Source organism: Collinsella sp. AF38-3AC (genome assembly GCF_003474365.1).
Lineage (GTDB): Bacteria > Actinomycetota > Coriobacteriia > Coriobacteriales > Coriobacteriaceae > Collinsella.
On the sequence record NZ_QROM01000001.1, the window covers coordinates 75,340 to 91,688 of the forward strand.

Annotated in this window: 16 protein-coding genes, 5 tRNA genes and 2 pseudogenes; 19 read left to right on the top strand and 4 right to left on the bottom strand. The window is 59.6% G+C overall.

Annotated elements, in window-relative coordinates; genetic code table 11:
* Nucleotides 1–25: 25 nt before the first annotated feature.
* From DW029_RS11595 to typA, 10 genes and pseudogenes are all read left to right on the top strand, one after another.
* Nucleotides 26–172 (top strand): annotated as a pseudogene (locus DW029_RS11595) (IS200/IS605 family transposase); the annotation flags it as partial.
* A 215-nt stretch (nucleotides 173–387) separates the two neighbouring features.
* Nucleotides 388–537 (top strand): annotated as a pseudogene (locus tag DW029_RS11600) (IS256 family transposase); the annotation flags it as partial.
* 249 nt (nucleotides 538–786) lie between these two features.
* A complete protein-coding gene (locus tag DW029_RS00285; RefSeq protein ID WP_233543748.1) occupies nucleotides 787–1,233 on the top strand; it encodes a VanZ family protein in 447 nt (148 codons plus the stop codon).
* Nucleotides 1,198–1,274: transfer RNA gene (locus tag DW029_RS00290), tRNA-Ile, on the top strand. The genes DW029_RS00285 and DW029_RS00290 overlap by 36 nt, the downstream gene beginning before the upstream one ends.
* Nucleotides 1,275–1,341: 67 nt before the next feature.
* Nucleotides 1,342–1,417, top strand: a tRNA-Ala gene (locus tag DW029_RS00295).
* Nucleotides 1,418–1,421: 4 nt separating this feature from the next.
* A tRNA-Ile gene (locus DW029_RS00300) sits at nucleotides 1,422–1,498 on the top strand.
* A gap of 184 nt (nucleotides 1,499–1,682) precedes the next feature.
* Complete coding sequence (locus DW029_RS00305) at nucleotides 1,683–2,183, top strand: bifunctional nuclease family protein (RefSeq protein WP_118098345.1); 501 nt, start codon at nucleotides 1,683–1,685, stop codon at nucleotides 2,181–2,183.
* A gap of 33 nt (nucleotides 2,184–2,216) precedes the next feature.
* Nucleotides 2,217–2,573 (top strand): hypothetical protein, encoded by a 357-nt coding sequence (locus DW029_RS00310; RefSeq protein ID WP_158572573.1) that lies wholly within the window; start codon nucleotides 2,217–2,219, stop codon nucleotides 2,571–2,573.
* Between the two features lie 30 nt (nucleotides 2,574–2,603).
* Entirely contained in the window at nucleotides 2,604–3,053 is a 450-nt protein-coding gene (locus DW029_RS00315) for a hypothetical protein (protein WP_118344978.1), read from the top strand.
* 117 nt (nucleotides 3,054–3,170) lie between these two features.
* Nucleotides 3,171–5,009 (top strand): translational GTPase TypA, encoded by a 1,839-nt coding sequence (gene typA / locus DW029_RS00320; RefSeq protein ID WP_118344979.1) that lies wholly within the window; start codon nucleotides 3,171–3,173, stop codon nucleotides 5,007–5,009.
* A gap of 127 nt (nucleotides 5,010–5,136) precedes the next feature.
* Here typA and DW029_RS00325 read toward each other — a convergent pair whose 3' ends face one another.
* Nucleotides 5,137–6,282, bottom strand: coding sequence for a polymer-forming cytoskeletal protein (locus tag DW029_RS00325; RefSeq protein WP_118344980.1), 1,146 nt, complete (start codon nucleotides 6,280–6,282; stop codon nucleotides 5,137–5,139).
* A gap of 106 nt (nucleotides 6,283–6,388) precedes the next feature.
* Nucleotides 6,389–7,078: a trimeric intracellular cation channel family protein gene (locus DW029_RS00330; RefSeq protein WP_233543749.1), complete on the bottom strand. Its 690-nt coding sequence runs from the start codon at nucleotides 7,076–7,078 to the stop codon at nucleotides 6,389–6,391.
* 303 nt (nucleotides 7,079–7,381) lie between these two features.
* On the opposite strand from DW029_RS00330, the gene DW029_RS00335 reads away from it, so the two are divergent.
* Entirely contained in the window at nucleotides 7,382–8,389 is a 1,008-nt protein-coding gene (locus tag DW029_RS00335; protein ID WP_117743357.1) for a hypothetical protein, read from the top strand.
* Between the two features lie 161 nt (nucleotides 8,390–8,550).
* Here the strand turns inward: DW029_RS00335 and DW029_RS00340 are convergent.
* Together DW029_RS00340 and DW029_RS00345 are read right to left on the bottom strand one after the other, a co-directional pair.
* Nucleotides 8,551–8,641: transfer RNA gene (locus DW029_RS00340), tRNA-Ser, on the bottom strand.
* Nucleotides 8,642–8,689: 48 nt separating this feature from the next.
* A tRNA-Ser gene (locus DW029_RS00345) sits at nucleotides 8,690–8,780 on the bottom strand.
* Between the two features lie 505 nt (nucleotides 8,781–9,285).
* Here DW029_RS00345 and rpsF point away from each other — a divergent pair.
* The 8 genes from rpsF to DW029_RS00385 all read left to right on the top strand — a co-directional run bounded on the left by rpsF (nucleotide 9,286) and on the right by DW029_RS00385 (nucleotide 16,109).
* A complete protein-coding gene (gene rpsF, locus DW029_RS00350) occupies nucleotides 9,286–9,579 on the top strand; it encodes a 30S ribosomal protein S6 (protein ID WP_006235831.1) in 294 nt (97 codons plus the stop codon).
* A gap of 48 nt (nucleotides 9,580–9,627) precedes the next feature.
* Entirely contained in the window at nucleotides 9,628–10,083 is a 456-nt protein-coding gene (locus DW029_RS00355; protein WP_117773648.1) for a single-stranded DNA-binding protein, read from the top strand.
* Nucleotides 10,084–10,155: 72 nt separating this feature from the next.
* Entirely contained in the window at nucleotides 10,156–10,422 is a 267-nt protein-coding gene (gene rpsR / locus DW029_RS00360; RefSeq protein ID WP_006235829.1) for a 30S ribosomal protein S18, read from the top strand.
* Between the two features lie 15 nt (nucleotides 10,423–10,437).
* Nucleotides 10,438–10,971, top strand: coding sequence for a 50S ribosomal protein L9 (gene rplI, locus DW029_RS00365; protein WP_118344982.1), 534 nt, complete (start codon nucleotides 10,438–10,440; stop codon nucleotides 10,969–10,971).
* 218 nt (nucleotides 10,972–11,189) lie between these two features.
* Entirely contained in the window at nucleotides 11,190–12,587 is a 1,398-nt protein-coding gene (dnaB, locus tag DW029_RS00370; protein ID WP_118344983.1) for a replicative DNA helicase, read from the top strand.
* Between the two features lie 93 nt (nucleotides 12,588–12,680).
* Nucleotides 12,681–13,967 carry an adenylosuccinate synthase gene (locus DW029_RS00375; protein WP_118344984.1) on the top strand — a complete coding sequence of 429 codons (1,287 nt, stop codon included), beginning with the start codon at nucleotides 12,681–12,683 and terminating at the stop codon, nucleotides 13,965–13,967.
* Between the two features lie 120 nt (nucleotides 13,968–14,087).
* On the top strand, nucleotides 14,088–15,392 hold the full coding sequence (gene purD, locus DW029_RS00380) for a phosphoribosylamine--glycine ligase (protein WP_118344985.1): 1,305 nt from the start codon (nucleotides 14,088–14,090) through the stop codon (nucleotides 15,390–15,392).
* A gap of 21 nt (nucleotides 15,393–15,413) precedes the next feature.
* Complete coding sequence (locus tag DW029_RS00385; protein ID WP_197032168.1) at nucleotides 15,414–16,109, top strand: NUDIX domain-containing protein; 696 nt, start codon at nucleotides 15,414–15,416, stop codon at nucleotides 16,107–16,109.
* Nucleotides 16,110–16,349 lie beyond the last annotated feature (240 nt).

The window sequence follows — 16,349 nt, forward strand, 5'->3', positions numbered from 1 at the left end:
GTTCGGCAACAGGAAGTTCTGGGCGGAGGGCTACTACGTGTCCACCGTCGGCCTGAACGAGGCCACGATCGCGAAGTACATCCGGGAGCAGGAGAAGGCCGACATCGCGCTCGACCGGCTGAGCGTCAAGGAGTACGAGGACCCCTTCGATAGGGGGCCGGGGCGCAAATAGCGCCGGTTTGACCGGCCCGTCACGGGTCAACCTGCAGTGCGGCCCGAACCCCGTGAGGGCCGGCGCCTTTAGACGCGTGCCGGAAATCCAAGGGTTATACCCTAAGAGCAAACCACCCCTTTTAGGGGTGGTTTTGATTAAACTGCTCAATTTTTCGTGCTCACGGTGCTTATTTCCCAGTGATCACTCGGGCCACTTCTTAGTGAACATCAACAACCAGGGTCCAAAGGTGCACCTTCCATGCCTTCTCGCAGGCCAAGCGCTACACGACGACGCGGCCAAAGCTCCAAGCGGGGCGCGAGCTCTACGCCATCGCGCGCGACCTCATGGGCATCGAGACGCTGCGCCAGGCCGAGCTCTGGGTCGAGCGACAGGGCGGTGTGGGAGGACCTTCACCATAGGGATCCGTACCCGTTCTGGCTGGATTAATGGATGGGAACTGGCGTTCTGTCGGGACACACTATTTGTCCTATAAGCCAGAAAAAGCAAACTGCATTCTATATTGCTCCTTGTGTTCAGTGTCTTGTTCTTCGTCTCCGCATATATGGTCTATGGGATCATATCGCTGGCTCATCGAGAGCAGGATACCTTTGAACGGCTAGAAGAAACGATGTGTGATCCTGATATTTTTTATAGAATATATGGAGCAGGCGCACGTGGTCGAATTTGCCATTTTGGGCGGAGTGATAGCCCTCAACGTGCTCGCCTGGATGTCTGGATGGGCGCACCGTCGCAGCCGTCGAGGCCACATTCATATATGGAGAACGTGGCTCATGTACGTCCTGACTATCCTGGCCTGCGCGGCGGCGTCGTTTGCCGACCAGTATCACAAGCTGTATGTGCCTGGTCGTCACTTCGACAAGCTCGATTTGTTTCTGGATGCCTCAGGCTACATCACGGCTGTTACCTGCGTCTTTATAGCTTGGAGTATTGGCTCATTCGTGTACCGCCTCATTTTTCAAAACAAATTTGTAAAAAAGTTGTTGACGCGCCACCGACCTCTGGGCTATATTAATCCCCGCGATGGACCTGTAGCTCAGTTGGTTAGAGCGTCCGGCTGATAACCGGGAGGTCACAAGTTCGAATCTTGTCAGGTCCACCACTTTCTTTCGCAATAAACACCCCAGCGAGAGCCGAGTCGCCGCTGGGGTGTTTATTACTGTCTCCGTGGGGGTTTAGCTCAGCTGGGAGAGCGCGGGCTTTGCAAGCCTGAGGTCAGGGGTTCGATCCCCCTAACCTCCACCATGATGGACCTGTAGCTCAGTTGGTTAGAGCGTCCGGCTGATAACCGGGAGGTCACAAGTTCGAATCTTGTCAGGTCCACCATCAAAACCGTGAAGAGCCCTGGGGCATTGCCTCGGGGCTTTTTTCTTACTTACTGAAAGTAGTCAAAAAGGCCCCGTCCCAAATTAACTACTTTGATTTTGTGTGCCGTGCGAAAGTTTGGGTAGTATAGCTATTCAATGCGGCGGGCTGCCGCGTGTTAACCACTACGTACCGGAGGTGTTCCATGGTTCGTGTCGACATAGAGACCATCGTCATGGCCGCCGGTCCCGTGCCATCGCTTATCGTGCTTCGCGAGCGCTGCAGCAAATCGGACTCGCCCGCGCCGCTGCGTTCCCTTTCCATTCAGACTGGTTCGTTTGAAGCTGCTGCCATCAGCCGCGGCATCGATAGCGGCCGCGCCGAGCGCCCGATTACCCATGACCTGCTGCTCGATACTGTTGGCGCCCTGGGCGCCAAACTCGAGCGCATCGAGATCGTCCGCGCCGAGCCGCCGGTGTTTTACGCGACGATTGTCGTACTGGCCGATGGCGAGGAGCGTAAGATCGATGCCCGCCCCAGCGATGCCATCGCCCTTGCCGTGCGCAGCAATGCTCCCATGTTTGTAGAGGACGACATCATGAATCGCCTGGGCACTGTTTCTACCCACGCCGAGGAAGTTGACGACGAGCAGGAGTTCGAGAAGTTCGACGAGTTCGTCCATACGCTCTCCCCCGATGACTTCTAAATGCGGGGCGTCCAGGTTGCGGAGCGTTCGTTGATGGCCGGCGGCATGTCGGCCGAGGCGTCCGCCATCGCGCGTGAAGCCCAGATGCGCTCGGAAGCATCTGAGGCGGCTCGCATTGCCTATGTGACGCAGGCCCGCACGCTTCGCGAGCGCCGCGGCTCGTTTATCAAGATGGTCGTCATCTCCGCCCTTGTCGCGGCAATCTGCTCGCGCCTTCGTGGTACAGTTGGTGCGCTTGGGTTTTCGATCTCTACGGGCCTGGTGATCTGGGGCGTGGTCGACGCGGTAATGCTGACCAGTCAGATCAAGGTGCTCGACAAGCGCGCGATGGATATGATGCGCGCCCGCGACGCTGCCGCCAAGATCGCCGCCGAGGCACAGGAACTGTAACGACTCCGGACTCGATGGGAAGGTCTAAAGATGGCACAGGATATGCAGGACGCCGGTAACGTCTCCGCCGAGCTCGACGCCATGGTGTGCGATCTGATTGGCGCCTTCTTGGACGACCTGGCCGCAGGCGAAAACCCTGGCGTGGTTGTGGCAATTGAGGACGCCACTTCCAACCGTTATCTTGCCGCGCTCGACGAGGATGGCGAGGAGGCATGCCTGGAGGCTGCCACCAACTTTATCTCCGAGCACAAGATGGGCCTTAAGGACGAGGGCCTGGGCCGTATCTCTCGCTATGCCATCGGCTATACCGGTTGTGTTGAGATTGACGGCGGCTATCACGACGCTCTGCTCGTGAGCTTCTTTGAGACCACGCTCGAGAGCGGCTTTTCGGCATATGTGCTGTATGAGGGCATGGGCGCCGGCGATGGTTTTATGTGGAGCGACCCTGAACCTGCAGGCGAGGAAACCCCTCTCATCTAAAATCGCTAAAATAAACGAGTTTTCGGTAAAAGGCTCAATATTCCCGCTGAGCGTTGTATTGCTGGGCGGGTCGCATACGCGTGCCGTTTGTATATGGATAGAAGATAGGGGAACTACATGCGCGTAGACAATCTGAGGAACATCGCCATCATCGCCCACGTCGACCACGGCAAGACGACGATGGTCGATAAGCTCCTGCGTGCCACGGACGCCTTCCGTGCCAACCAGCAGGTCGAGGACCGCGTCCTGGATTCCAACGACCAGGAGCGCGAGCGCGGCATTACGATTCTCGCCAAGAACATCTCTATCGAGTACAAGGACGTCAAGATCAACGTCATCGACACCCCGGGCCACGCCGACTTTGGCGGCGAGGTCGAGCGCGTGCTGCGTATGGCTGACGGCGCCCTGCTGCTGGTCGACGCCTTTGAGGGCCCCATGCCCCAGACCCGCTTCGTGCTGCGTCACGCTATCGACACCGGCCTTAAGATCATGATCGTCATCAACAAGATCGATCGTCCGGGCGCCAACCCCGAGAAGGCCTACAACGACTGCCTGGACCTCATGGCCGACCTGGGCGCCACCGACGACCAGCTTGAGTTCGCCATGGAGCACGTGGTCTACGCCAGTGCCATGAATGGCTTTGCCCGCCTTGACCCCAACGACGGCAACATGGACATGTATCCGCTGCTCGATATGATCATCGACGACATGCCCGCGCCCGAGGTTGACGAGAACGCCCCGCTGGCCATGCAGTGCGTGACCATCGACCACTCCAACTTCGTTGGCCGCATCGGTATCGGTCGCGTGTACTCCGGTACCATTCACCAGGGCGATCAGATTCTGGTCGTCAAGAACGACGGCTCCAGCGCCACCGCTACCGTCAAGCAGCTCTTTACCTTCGACTACCTGGGCCGCACCGAGTGCCAGGAAGTTGGCGCCGGCGATATCGCCGCCGTCGTGGGTATTGAGCGCACCGATATCGGCGATGTTTACACCGATCCCGAGAACCCCGTCGAGCTCGAGCCCATCGAGATCGACCCGCCGACCCTGTCCATCGTCTTTGAGGCTTCGACCTCCCTGCTCGTCGGCCGTGACGGTGACATCGTGGGTGCCCGTCAGCTCAAGGAGCGCCTGTTCAACGAGGCCGAGAACAACGTGACCATGAAGATCGAGGAGCTCGAGGACAAGAGCGGCGTCGAGGTCTCGGGCCGCGGCATCCTGCATCTGTCCGTTCTGATGGAGTCCATGCGCCGCGAGGGCTTTGAGTTCCAGGTCGGCCGTCCCCGCGTTCTGTTTAAGAAGGACGAGAACGGCAACAAGTTGGAGCCTGTCGAGCAGGCCGTCGTCGAGTGCCCGGACGAGTACTCGGGCAAGGTCGTTGAGGTCTTCGGCACCTCCGGTGGCATCATGACGAGCATGGATACCTCGGGCATCGTGACGCATCTCGAGTTCAAGATCCCGACGCGTGGCATCATGGGCCTTAAGAACCGCATCATGAACGTCACCCACGGCGAGGGCGTGTTCTACCACACCTTCCTGGAGTACGGTCCCTACGCCGGCGAGATCGGCAACCGTCAGAACGGTGCCATGATCTCCATGACCACTGAGAAGGCCGTTGCCTATGCTCTGGGTACGCTGCAGGAGCGCGGCCAGCTCTTCGTTGAGCCGGGCACCGAGTGCTACGAGGGCATGATCGTGGGCGAGCGCAGCAAGGCTGGCGACATGGTCGTCAACATCGCCCGTACCAAGAACCTGGGCAACCAGCGTTCCTCGACCTCCGACATCTCCGTTCAGCTGGTGCCGCCTCGTGTCTTCTCGCTGGAGGAGGCGCTGGAGTACATCGCCGACGACGAGCTGGTCGAGATCACTCCCAAGAACATTCGCCTGCGCAAGCGTCTGCTCAACGCAACCGACCGCAAGAAGGCTGCTGTCCGCGCCGGCCAGGTCAACAAATAAGCGCCGGGCTTCATAGCTTTAAATGAAAGGGCGTCGACCGCAATGGTCGGCGCCCTTTTTGGTGCACGTGGATTGAGACGGCCTGCACCACCACAAAGGTGCCTGTCCCCTTTGTGGTGGTTGGTGGTTAGGCGGTGGGGAGTCCCGGCGTGTTAGCCGGCTGTCGCGGCTTGAGGTGGACGTTGCGCCAGATGATCTGGATGACGTAGCCGAGCATAAAGACAAAGGCTACACCGCTGACAAAGTTGCCCATAAGAGGAAGTGCCGTGAGTGCGCCCGCGACGATACCGCCCACGGCGGCCATGGCGTAGCGGTTCTGGTTGTGTCCGACCATGCGTGCGATCGCGGTGCCCGTAAATGCCGCCGAGACCAGAGCGATGCCGATGATACCGCACATGAGGGCGCCGGCGAGCGACAGGCCTGCAATCGAGATGATGAGCAACAGGACGGCGGGAACGACGGCGACCGTGCCCAGAAGACCGCTTACCCACAGCGGCGTGGGACGCTGATGCAGCATGCCGGCGGCGCTGGCGGTTGCGCGCGGAAAGACAAGCTCAAGCAGGATGGCGACAAAGCAGGTAGAAAGCGCCGCGGCAACGATGCCGCCGATAATGTCGTTGGCCGTAGAGGTGCCCTCGTTTTCGGTTCGGTCGATCTTGAGAGCCCCGACCTGAGCGCCCTCTGCCCGCTCGGGATCCTGTGAGACGTGGGCGTTCACCGTGCCGGTGATGCGGGCGTTTTTGCCCAGGATGAGCTTGTCGGCCCAGACCTCAACATCGCCATCGACGGTGCCGTCAATGGTAACGGTGTCGCCGGCGAGCGCCGCCGATTTGGCAGAGCCACGCAGGGCGACCGTCTCGCCCGCCGCGTAAAAACAGTTGGCAGTACTGCCGGTGTTGAGGACGACGTGCTGGCCGGCCACCGTGACGCTGCCATCGATTGCTGTTTTGGCGATATCGATGGTACGCGCCGCCAGGCGAACGGCGCCGCCTACGGTGCAGTCGCGAATCGACAGGCTCTCGCCCGCCGCGATAATATCGCGGCCGATGGAGGCATCGTCTAGGTTGAGGCTTTGGCCGGCCCAGTACAGATCGCCCTCGATACCCGACGGAGTTGAGTCAACCTCGGTTGCGAGCACGTTTCCCGCGGTGTCGGTGCTGGCGAACGATGCCGCGGGGAGTGCGGTGAGCGCGAGCGCAATCAGCGCGAATAGAATAGCGATGTGACTCCGCGCTTTGCGGCGCCGGGTTGACGGTACTTGGTTGTAAGGCATAGTGAATCCTTCGTTAGATACTCGACAGGTATCTAACAGGGTACCCAATGCGCAAGCGCTCTAAAAGAACCTGCCGGTTGCATTTCGAAGGGCTGGGCCGTGCTACCTACTTTTTACGGTGCAAAAAGCGTGCGATGTCGTCTTCGGTGGGGCTTTTGATGTCAAAGCGCAGCGATAGCCAACGCAGCCCCATGGTCACGATGACGCATACGACCAGCGCCGCGACATTGCTCATGAGCCCGCTCATGACGAGGCCTACATAGCTTGTCGATCCGGCGATGGCCGCGATGGCGTAAAAGTTAGTGCGTTGGAAAATGCCCGGCACCACGCCCATAAAGCCGTCGCGCAGCATGCCGCCGCCCACTGCGGTGAAGAAGCCCATCATGATGCATACGGCGGGCGCAAAGCCGTAGACCAGCGCCTTGTCCGCGCCGGTGGCCGCATAAATGCCGACCGAGATGATGTCGAGCAGGGGAATGAGCTTGTCGGGCTTATCGACGATTGCCGGGAAGATATAGATGATGGCCGCCGTGGCGATGGAGAGCGGTAACGCCATTGGTTGGTTGAGGATATACACGTTGCCGACCTGGAGCGTCATATCGCGCAAGAGACCGCCGCCCAGACCGCAGACCACTGCGAGCGCGACCGCGCCCACCAGATCGAGCTTGTGCTCGCGCGCGACCAGCACGCCCGAGATCGATGCCGCGACAACGGCGAACATCTCGAGCCAAAATGGGATAGCGACCATGGCATCCGAAGCATGTGAAGTAACGGTCATAGCGGCGGCGACGGGCAAGATGGGTCCTTTGAGTTGTAGGTTTGAACAATGCCCGTACATAGTACATGGTTGACGGGTCTGGCGACCCTATTGCTCGGCAAACGGTAGGGACTGGGCGCGGGCGTGGCATTGCTGGAATGCCAGGGGTCCAAAACATGTACGTCAGCCTCCAAAAACGACATTTTTCGGCATCTTTGGAGGCTGACGTACATGTTTGGATTGAGCCCACAGCATGAATGAGTTGATTTACTCACATCCGGTATATTTCCCCACTTCAACGGACATAAGAGTTGGATACCGGCTCAGAGCGAGAGGCCCCCAATGGATACCCCTGTTCTCATTTCGCATAAAACCGCATGGCTTGTCCATCATGCACCCCAGAATTTGGTTCAGTCTCTTGCGCGGCACGACTACCAGATAGGCGCACAAGGCATCTCCACCCAACAACGCGTTGCACGCATACGACAGGCGCTTACCGACTGCGGCATTCCGTCCGATATGCTCAAGACTATCGATATCTCGGTTGTATTCGAATTCGAGCGAATTCGCACCAAAGGCGTCATTTGCCACATGCTTGGACAAAATCTTCCCTACGAGCATATTAACGAGTTGACGCCCGGAGTCTTCATCACCGACGAAGCCTTCACCTTCGTGCTCGCTGCCGAGTGGATGAATAGGATCGAATATCTCGAATATGGCTATGAAGTTTGCGGCGATTATCGCATGAGGCTCAATCCCGCCGACCCTTATACCGAGCAACCAGCCACCACCTCCAAGGATGAAATAATCGAACTGCTCGATCGGCATCCCGGCAAACCCGGTGCCACGCGTGCACGGCTCGCGCTCAGGCACATCTACGATCGCTCGGCCTCGCCTATGGAGACCGCTTCGGCAATCGCCCTCTCACTCCCAACAAGCGAAGGCGGCGTTGGCATCCGAGGTATCGAACTCAACAAACCGCTCGAGATCCCTCAACGTCTCTGGCATTGCGCCAAAGCTCGAACACTCAAAATCGATGCGCTCGTTACCTACAAGCGCAGGGAGCTCGGTATCGAATATAAGGGCGGCTTTCACGATGAGTTCGAACGCAAAGGAGCAGATGCGGAGCGAGAGGCCGTTCTCTCCCAAATGGGATATCGAATCGTTACACTCACTTCGGCTCAGTTCGACAGCCAGCTCGCCTTTCACCGCGCCATGAACAACGTTCGCGAAGCACTCGGCATGCCTCGCTGTACCGACACCGGGCACCAGCGAGAGCAAAACGAACTACGCAAGGCGCTTATCCGCAACTGGAAAGGCATGCGAGACGAAGAGGCACCTTCCGAATAGTGCCACTCCCGTGAGCTCAATCCAAACGTGTACGTCAGCCTTCAAAGATGTCGAAAAATGTCGGTTTTGGAGGGTGACGTACATGTTTGGGGAAGCGTGGGATCGAGACGTATTTCGATAACAAAAAAAGCTCCCATTGTTGGGAGCTTTCTCAACCAAAATGGCGGAGGAGGAGGGATTCGAACCCTCGTGACCTTATACAGGCCAAACGGTTTTCGAGACCGCCGCATTCAACCACTCTGCCACCCCTCCGCGTGGGGTAAAAACAAAGCAGGCTCGAAGGCCTGCTTTGGAATTAACTGGCGGAGAGTCAGGGATTTGAACCCTGGAGACGCTTTTGACGCCTACACGATTTCCAATCGTGCTCCTTCGGCCACTCGGACAACTCTCCGTTAAATGCGAAAGTCAGTATACACGAGGAATCGCAAAGTGCAAACAGAAAAGTTGGCATTTTTTAAAACGCTTGGCCGCGCTTGGCGCTGCAGTGGGGTTTGAGGTTCCGAAAAACGGCTTCCGACCAGCGTGGTTGATCACCTCAATTGTTCAAAAAAGGGTATTCATAAGCGACTTGGCAATGAATTTAAAAATCTTTGGTTGGCGTTGTGGGCCACTGGTATGCATTTCGCGACCACAGCGTTGTGCCCGTTGACCTGCGGCTTGGTGCGACTTGTCCCCGCAGCGCCGTATCTTGTCCACAGATCCGTCAAGCATTTGGTCGGCATTTGGTTGGAAGACGCATGAAGCGCCGTGTGAGTATGGACATATGTGGAGGTCATGAGGTTGTAGCTGCATATTCTTGCAGCCTGGGAGGTTGAAAGATATTATTACCAAGTCTTTTCCTGCTTCAGGCGCACCTTCACGACCTGAAGCCACATTTGCCCAGAGGAGGTGACAATATGAAGGCTTATGAACTGCTGTTCTTTGTTGACCCGTCGCTCGATCCCGAGACTCGTCTCGCTGTTATGAAGCGTATCGATACCACGATCGCTGAGGGCGCTGGCAAGGTCGACTCCGTTGACGAGTGGGGCAAGCGCAAGCTCGCCTACGAGATCAACGACCTCACCGATGGTGACTACACCCTCATCAACTTCCACGCAGATCCTACCCAGATCGCCGAGCTTGATCGCGTCCTGCGCATCACCGACGCTGTGGTCCGCCACATGATCGTCCGTCGCGACGACCAGGAGTAAGACTGTCGTTTTGGACTGGGCTTGTGCCCCAAGAGGAAGTAGTGAGTTATGAGCATCAATCGAGTGAACATCACCGGTAACCTCACGCGTGATCCCGAGCTGCGCGCCACCGCTGGCGGAACTCAGGTTCTGTCCTTTGGCGTCGCCGTGAACGATCGTCGCCGCAACCCGCAGACTGGCGAGTGGGAGGACTATCCCAACTTTGTCGACTGCACTATGTTCGGCACGCGCGCCGAGGCCGTGAGCCGTTTCCTGGCAAAGGGAAACAAGGTCGCGATCGAGGGCAAGCTGCGCTACAGCTCTTGGGAGCGCGACGGCCAGCGCCGGAGCAAGCTTGAGGTCATCGTCGATGAGATCGAGTTTATGAGCTCCCGCGGTGGCCAGGGTGGCTACGATCAGGGCGGCTACGCCCCCGCGGCCCCTGCAGCGCCCGCACCTCGTCCTGCCGCACCGGTGGCTACGCCGCCCGCGGTCGACGTCTACGATGAGGACATCCCGTTTTAAGGGCTGTTCACCTATTTTTGAGTGAGAGGCGGCTTCGGTTCTGCGAAGTTGCCAAATGAAAGGTATTTTGACATGGCTAATGATTTTTCTGCACGTCAGCCGCGTCGTAAGTACTGCCAGTTCTGCAAGGAGAACACTGAGTTCATCGACTATAAGGACACTCAGCTTCTCCGTAAGTACATGACCGACCGTGGCAAGATCAAGCCCCGTCGCGTCACTGGCGCTTGCACGCAGCATCAGCATGACATCGCCAACGCCATCAAGCGCGCCCGCGAGATGGCTCTCCTGCCGTACACCGTCCCCGTGGTTTCCTCTCGTGGCAACCGCGACCGCGGCTAAGAAGGGAGACGCATCATGAAGGTTATTCTTCTCGATGAGATCAAGGGCAAGGGCGGCGAGGGTGACGTCGTAGAGGTCGCTCAGGGTTACGCTGAGAACTTCCTGTTCCCCAAGAAGCTCGCTGTTGCCGCCACCAAGGGCAACCTCAAGCAGCTTGACGAGCGTCGCAACAACATCGCCAAGCGCGAGGCCGTCCGTCTGGCTACCGCCAACGAGACCAAGGCTGCCTTCGAGGGCAAGACGGTCACCGTTGACGTCAAGGTCGGCGACGAGGGCATCCTCTTTGGCTCCGTTACCGCCGCTATGATCGCTGACGCCATCAAGGCTCAGCTCGGTATGGACATCGACCGCAAGCGCGTCGAGCTCGGTAAGCCCATCAAGGTTGCCGGTGCCCACACCGTTGCCATCTCGCTGTACCGCGAGATCAAGGCCGAGGTTGTCGTTCTCGTTGGCGTTACCGCCGAGGAGCTCGCTGCCGAGGCTGAGGAGGCCACTGAGGTCGCCGAGGCCGAGACCGCCGAGGTCGAGACTGAGGCTGCTGCCGAGTAGCATTTGCTGCAACGCAACAATCTTGTTCTAAGAAGGGCGCTCTGGGAGACCAGGGCGCCCTTTTGTTTTCTACGCTCAGCGAGCGCCATGGCAGGCGTTGCGGTGAAATCCCAAATGCGGGACCGTTCATCCGTTTCGTTCGGTGATGATTGCCGGAGCGCGGCCCGTTTTGGGACCGTGGCTGATACTATGGATGCTCGCAAGCGATATGAATGAGGATGCTCATGGCATACGACGATAGGGAGACGGGGCTGACGGTCGAGGACCGTGGCTCCAAGTTGGGTCTTCCCCAAAACCAAGATGCAGAGGCCAACGTACTGGCCGCTATGCTGCTATCGCCCGAGGTGGTCGAGGAAGCCCAGGTCGAGCTGCAGCCCGATGACTTCTACCGGCCCATTCACAAGACCATCTACACCGCGATGGTCGATATGTACAACAGCCGCATTCCCATCGACTCTATCTCGCTGATCGATTACCTGCGCAGCATCAACAAGCTTGATGCCGTGGGCGGCGAGGCCTACATTTTGGAGCTGATGGGTCAGACCCTGTCGCTCGTGAACTGGCAGCACCATGCCGCCATCGTTCGCCGCGATTCGATGCTGCGTGAGCTGATCGGCGCCACCAACGAGATCAACGCGCTGGCCTATAACGCCCCTACCGACACTAAAGAGGTCGTGGAGCTGGCCGAGAGCAAGCTGCTCAAGGTCACGGCACGCGAGGTCAAGTCGAGCTACAAGACGCTGACCGAGTTTATGGTCGAGGCCTATAACGAGGCCGAGGAAGTGTGCCAGGCCGGTGGACAGGCCGCGGGCGTGCCCACCGGCTTCCCGTCGCTCGACCGCATGCTTATGGGTTTCCGCGAGGGCCAGCTCATCATTATCGGCGCCCGCCCTGCTGTGGGTAAGACGTCGTTCGCTCTGAACCTGGCGCTGAATGCCGCCGCTGCTGGCTATACCGTCGGCTTCTTTTCGCTGGAGATGTCGGGTAAGGAAATTGCCCAGCGCCTGATTTGCGCCTACGCCATGATCTCGATCAGCGACTTCCGTACGGGCCGCATTAGCCCCGAGCAGTGGGCCAATATCAACGAGGCCACGCAGACCTTATCTAAGCTCGACATTCTGATTGACGATACGCCCGGCACCACAGTAACCGAGATCCGCGCCAAGAGCCGCCGCATGCTCCACAACAAGGAGAAGGCCATCATCATCCTGGACTACCTGCAGCTGGTGAGCCCTCCGCCGGGACGTCGCTCCGAGAGCCGTACCGTCGAGGTCTCCGAGATGTCGCGTGGTCTGAAGATCATGGCCAAGGAGCTCAAGATTCCGCTGATCGCGCTGTCGCAGCTCTCGCGTCAGGTCGAATCCCGTACCGGCAAGCGCCCGCAGCTGTCCGACCTGCGTGAATCGGGCTCCATCGAGCAGGACGCCGACATCGTTATGTTCTTGGACCGCTCCGCCGATGAGGCCGAGGCCTCGCGTGACGATCGGCCTGACGAGGGCGTCACGCGTATCGTCGTGGCCAAGAACCGTTCGGGCCCGATCGGTGACGTCGATCTGATGTTCCTGCCGGCATCCACCAAGTTCTATGAGCTTGATGGGGCGCATACCGAGGAGTAGGACAGGCGCCCGTTGCACGGGTATACTGGGAATGTTTTGTGCTTCTACGTGCCAGCGTGGCGCGTAGACAGTCCATGAATGTAAGGAGTAAACATGCCGTCAACCGTTTTGGTCGGTGCCCAGTGGGGCGATGAGGGCAAGGGTAAGATCTGCGACCTGGTCGCCGGCGACTTCGATGCCGTCGTGCGCTATTCGGGCGGCAATAACGCCGGCCACACCATCGTCGTCAACGGCAAGAAGTACGGCCTGCACCAGGTGCCCTCCGGCATCATGTATTCCGACCATGTGTCGGTGATCGGTAACGGCTGCGTCGTCAACCCCAAGGTTGTCCTTGAGGAGATTGACATGTTCGAGGCCGACGGCATCACCACCAAGAACCTCAAGATCAGCGGCAACGCGCACGTCATCATGCCGTACCACATCGATCTGGATGGTGCTTTTGAGCGGAAGCTCGGTAAGAAGAACATCGGTACCACCAAGCGCGGCATCGGTCCGTGCTACCAGGACAAGATGGCCCGCATCGGCCTGCGCATGCAGGACATGCTGGACGAGGCGCTATTCCGCGACAAGCTGGAGACCGCTCTTGCCCGCGTGAACCCCGAGCTCGAGCTCATCTACCACCTGCCCATCTACACCGTGGACCAGATCTGCGATGAGTACCTGCCCATGGCCGAGCGCCTGCGCCCCTACATCACCGAGACGAGCCTGCTGCTCAACAATATGATCGACGAGGGCAAGGGCCTGCTGTTCGAGGGTGCCCAGGCGACGCTGCTCGACATCGACCACGGCACCTATCCGTACGTGACGTCTTCTAACTGCACCGCTGGCGGCGCCATCACCGGCTCCGGCGTCGGCATGAAGAATGTCGACCGCGTGCTGGGCGTCATGAAGGCCTATATCACCCGCGTCGGTTCGGGCCCCATGCCCACCGAGCTTTCCTATGAGTCCGAGGCCGGCCATACGCTGACCGAGGAAGGCTATGAGTACGGCGTGACCACCGGCCGTCGCCGTCGCTGCGGTTGGTTCGATGGTCCCATCGCCAACTATGCCTCGCGTGTCAACGGTCTCACCGATATCGCCCTGACCAAGCTCGACGTGCTTTCGGCCTTCGACACCATCAAGGTGTGCGTTGCCTATGACGTCGATGGTGAGCGCTATACGAGCGTGCCCGAGCACCAAGTGCGCTTTGAGCATGCCAAGCCCATCTACGAGGAGCTCCCGGGCTGGAAGTGCGACATCACCGGCTGCCGCAGCTTTGATGAGCTGCCGCAGGAGGCTCAGGACTACGTGGCGTTTATTGAGGATCTGGCACACACCCGCGTGACGTTTATCGGCGTCGGCGCCGGTCGCGAGCAGATCATCAACCGATTCTGGAAGTAATCGGCGTTATTTGGTTATTGCGATATACCCCTTCGCAGCCCGGATGGGCGGCTGAGGGGTATATTTGCTTGTAATGGGCCCGCTTGGTTGGCGGGCCGTTCATCCATAGAGGAGGCACCCTTGAAGGCGGACACTCAAACCATCGACATCCTGTTGTTGGGCAGCGGCGGCCGCGAGCATGCTCTGGCAGCCAAGCTCGCAGCATCACCGCGCGCCGGCAAGCTCTACATCGCGCCGGGTAACGGCGGCACCGCGAGCTGTGGCGAGAACGTGGTTCTCGACGACTGCGATCCTGCGGCCGTGGCGGCGTTTGCCCAGAGCCACGGATGCGGACTCGTGGTGATTGGCCCCGAGGCTCCGCTCGTGGCGGGCGTGGCCGATGCCGTCCGCGCAGCGGGTATCCCGTGCTTTGGTCCGGGTGCCGAGGGTGCCCAGATGGAGGGCTCCAAGCTATTCTCCAAGCAGCTCATGGAGCGTGCCGGCATTCCGACGGCCGCCTATGGCTCGTTTACTGACGAGGCTTCGGCTCTCGCCTACGTGCGTGAGCAGGGTGCCCCGCTGGTCGTGAAGGCTGACGGCCTGGCTGCAGGCAAGGGCGTTATCGTGGCGACTGAGCTCGAGCAGGCCGAGGAGGCCGTGCGCGAGTGCTTTGGCGGCACCTTTGGCGATGCCGGCAACACCGTGGTTATCGAGGAGATGCTTGTTGGTCCCGAGTGCTCGCTGCTGGCCTTTACCGACGGCAAGACCGTGCGCCCCATGGCCACCTCGCAGGACCACAAGCGCGCGCTCGAGGGCGACCGTGGCCCCAACACCGGCGGCATGGGCGTTTACAGCCCGGTGCCCATCGTGACCGACGAGGAGCACGCCACCATGGTGGCGGTCATGGAGCAGACCGTGGCCGAGCTTGCTGCCGGGGGCATCGACTACCGCGGCTGCCTGTACGGTGGCTTTATGCTCACCCCCGCCGGCCCCAAGGTGCTGGAGTTCAACGCCCGCTTTGGCGACCCCGAGACGCAGGTCGTGCTGCCGCGCCTCAAGAACGACCTGGTCGAGGTTATGCTCGCCTGCGCCAACTGCGAGCTTGATCAGATTGAGCTCGATTGGCGTGACGAGTGGGCCGTGGCTGTTGTCCTGACGAGCGCGGGCTACCCCGGCAGCTACGAGAAGGGCAAAGTCATTACCGGCATCGCCGACGCCGAGGCCATGGAGAACGTGATCGTGTACCATGCCGGCACCGCCGTGGTGGACGGTCAGCTCGTGACCAACGGTGGCCGAGTGCTTGCCGTGACCGCGCTGGGCGACACGTTCGAGAACGCTCGCAACCTTGCCTACGAGGCCTGCGAGAAGATTGATTTTGAGGGCAAGACCCTGCGTCATGACATCGGTCTGCGCGCGCTGCGTGGCCGCGACGCCTGGGATGCCTAAAGTCCGAGAGGGATGAGACGGATGGACGAGAAGAACGAAGAACTCGTGGACGCGCAGATCGTCGAGGAAGATGGCCGCTCGTACGGACATGCCGAGGACGAGCCGGGTGGTGAGGTCGCTGACGAGCCGGTGCTGGTGCTGGGCGACGACGACCCGCACGATGCCGAGTTGCACGAGAAGATTCTTTCGGAGGAGTGCGCCTGGAAGGGCAAGATTCTCGACGTCCACCGTCTTGAGGTTGAGCTGCCCAACGGTCACCGCAGCGCCCGCGATGTGATTCGACATCCGGGCGCGGCGGCCGTCGTGGCGCTTACCGAGAGCGGCAAGATCGTGCTGGTGCGTCAGTATCGCACCGCCATCGACCGCGTGACGGTCGAGATCCCCGCCGGCAAGCTCGACCCGGGCGAGGATCCGCTCGATTGCGCTAAACGCGAGCTGCACGAGGAGACGGGCTTTAGGGCCGGTCGCATTCGTTTTTTGACGTCGATTGTCACGACCTGCGGCTTCTGCGACGAGATCATTCATATCTACCTGGCCACCAAGCTCGAGTTCGATGCGCCCAACCCCGATGATGACGAGTTCGTCAACGTGGACCTCGTGCCGCTGCACGAGCTGATCGACGCCGTGCTCGATGGCAAGATCGAAGATGCCAAGACCGTCGTGGGCGCCTTGGCCTGCGATAGCATCGCGCATCGCCTGGGTGGTTCTGAGCTCTAGGTTACGCGGTTTTACCAAACCGCGTAACGAGTCGACGCTGCAAACGCCCCTAAGCAGCAATCTGCCTTTCAATCGTCGCTCGCGTACCGAAGTACGCGTCGCTCCTCTTTCAAGGCACCTTGCTCGCTTAGGGACGTTTTCGCTGACGCTGCCAGAACATCGGCTTTATGCTTGTTGGGACGCTTTGTTTTCAGCCCGAACGGTTCAACCGGATTTCTCACGCTACTTATTTACCCCCCC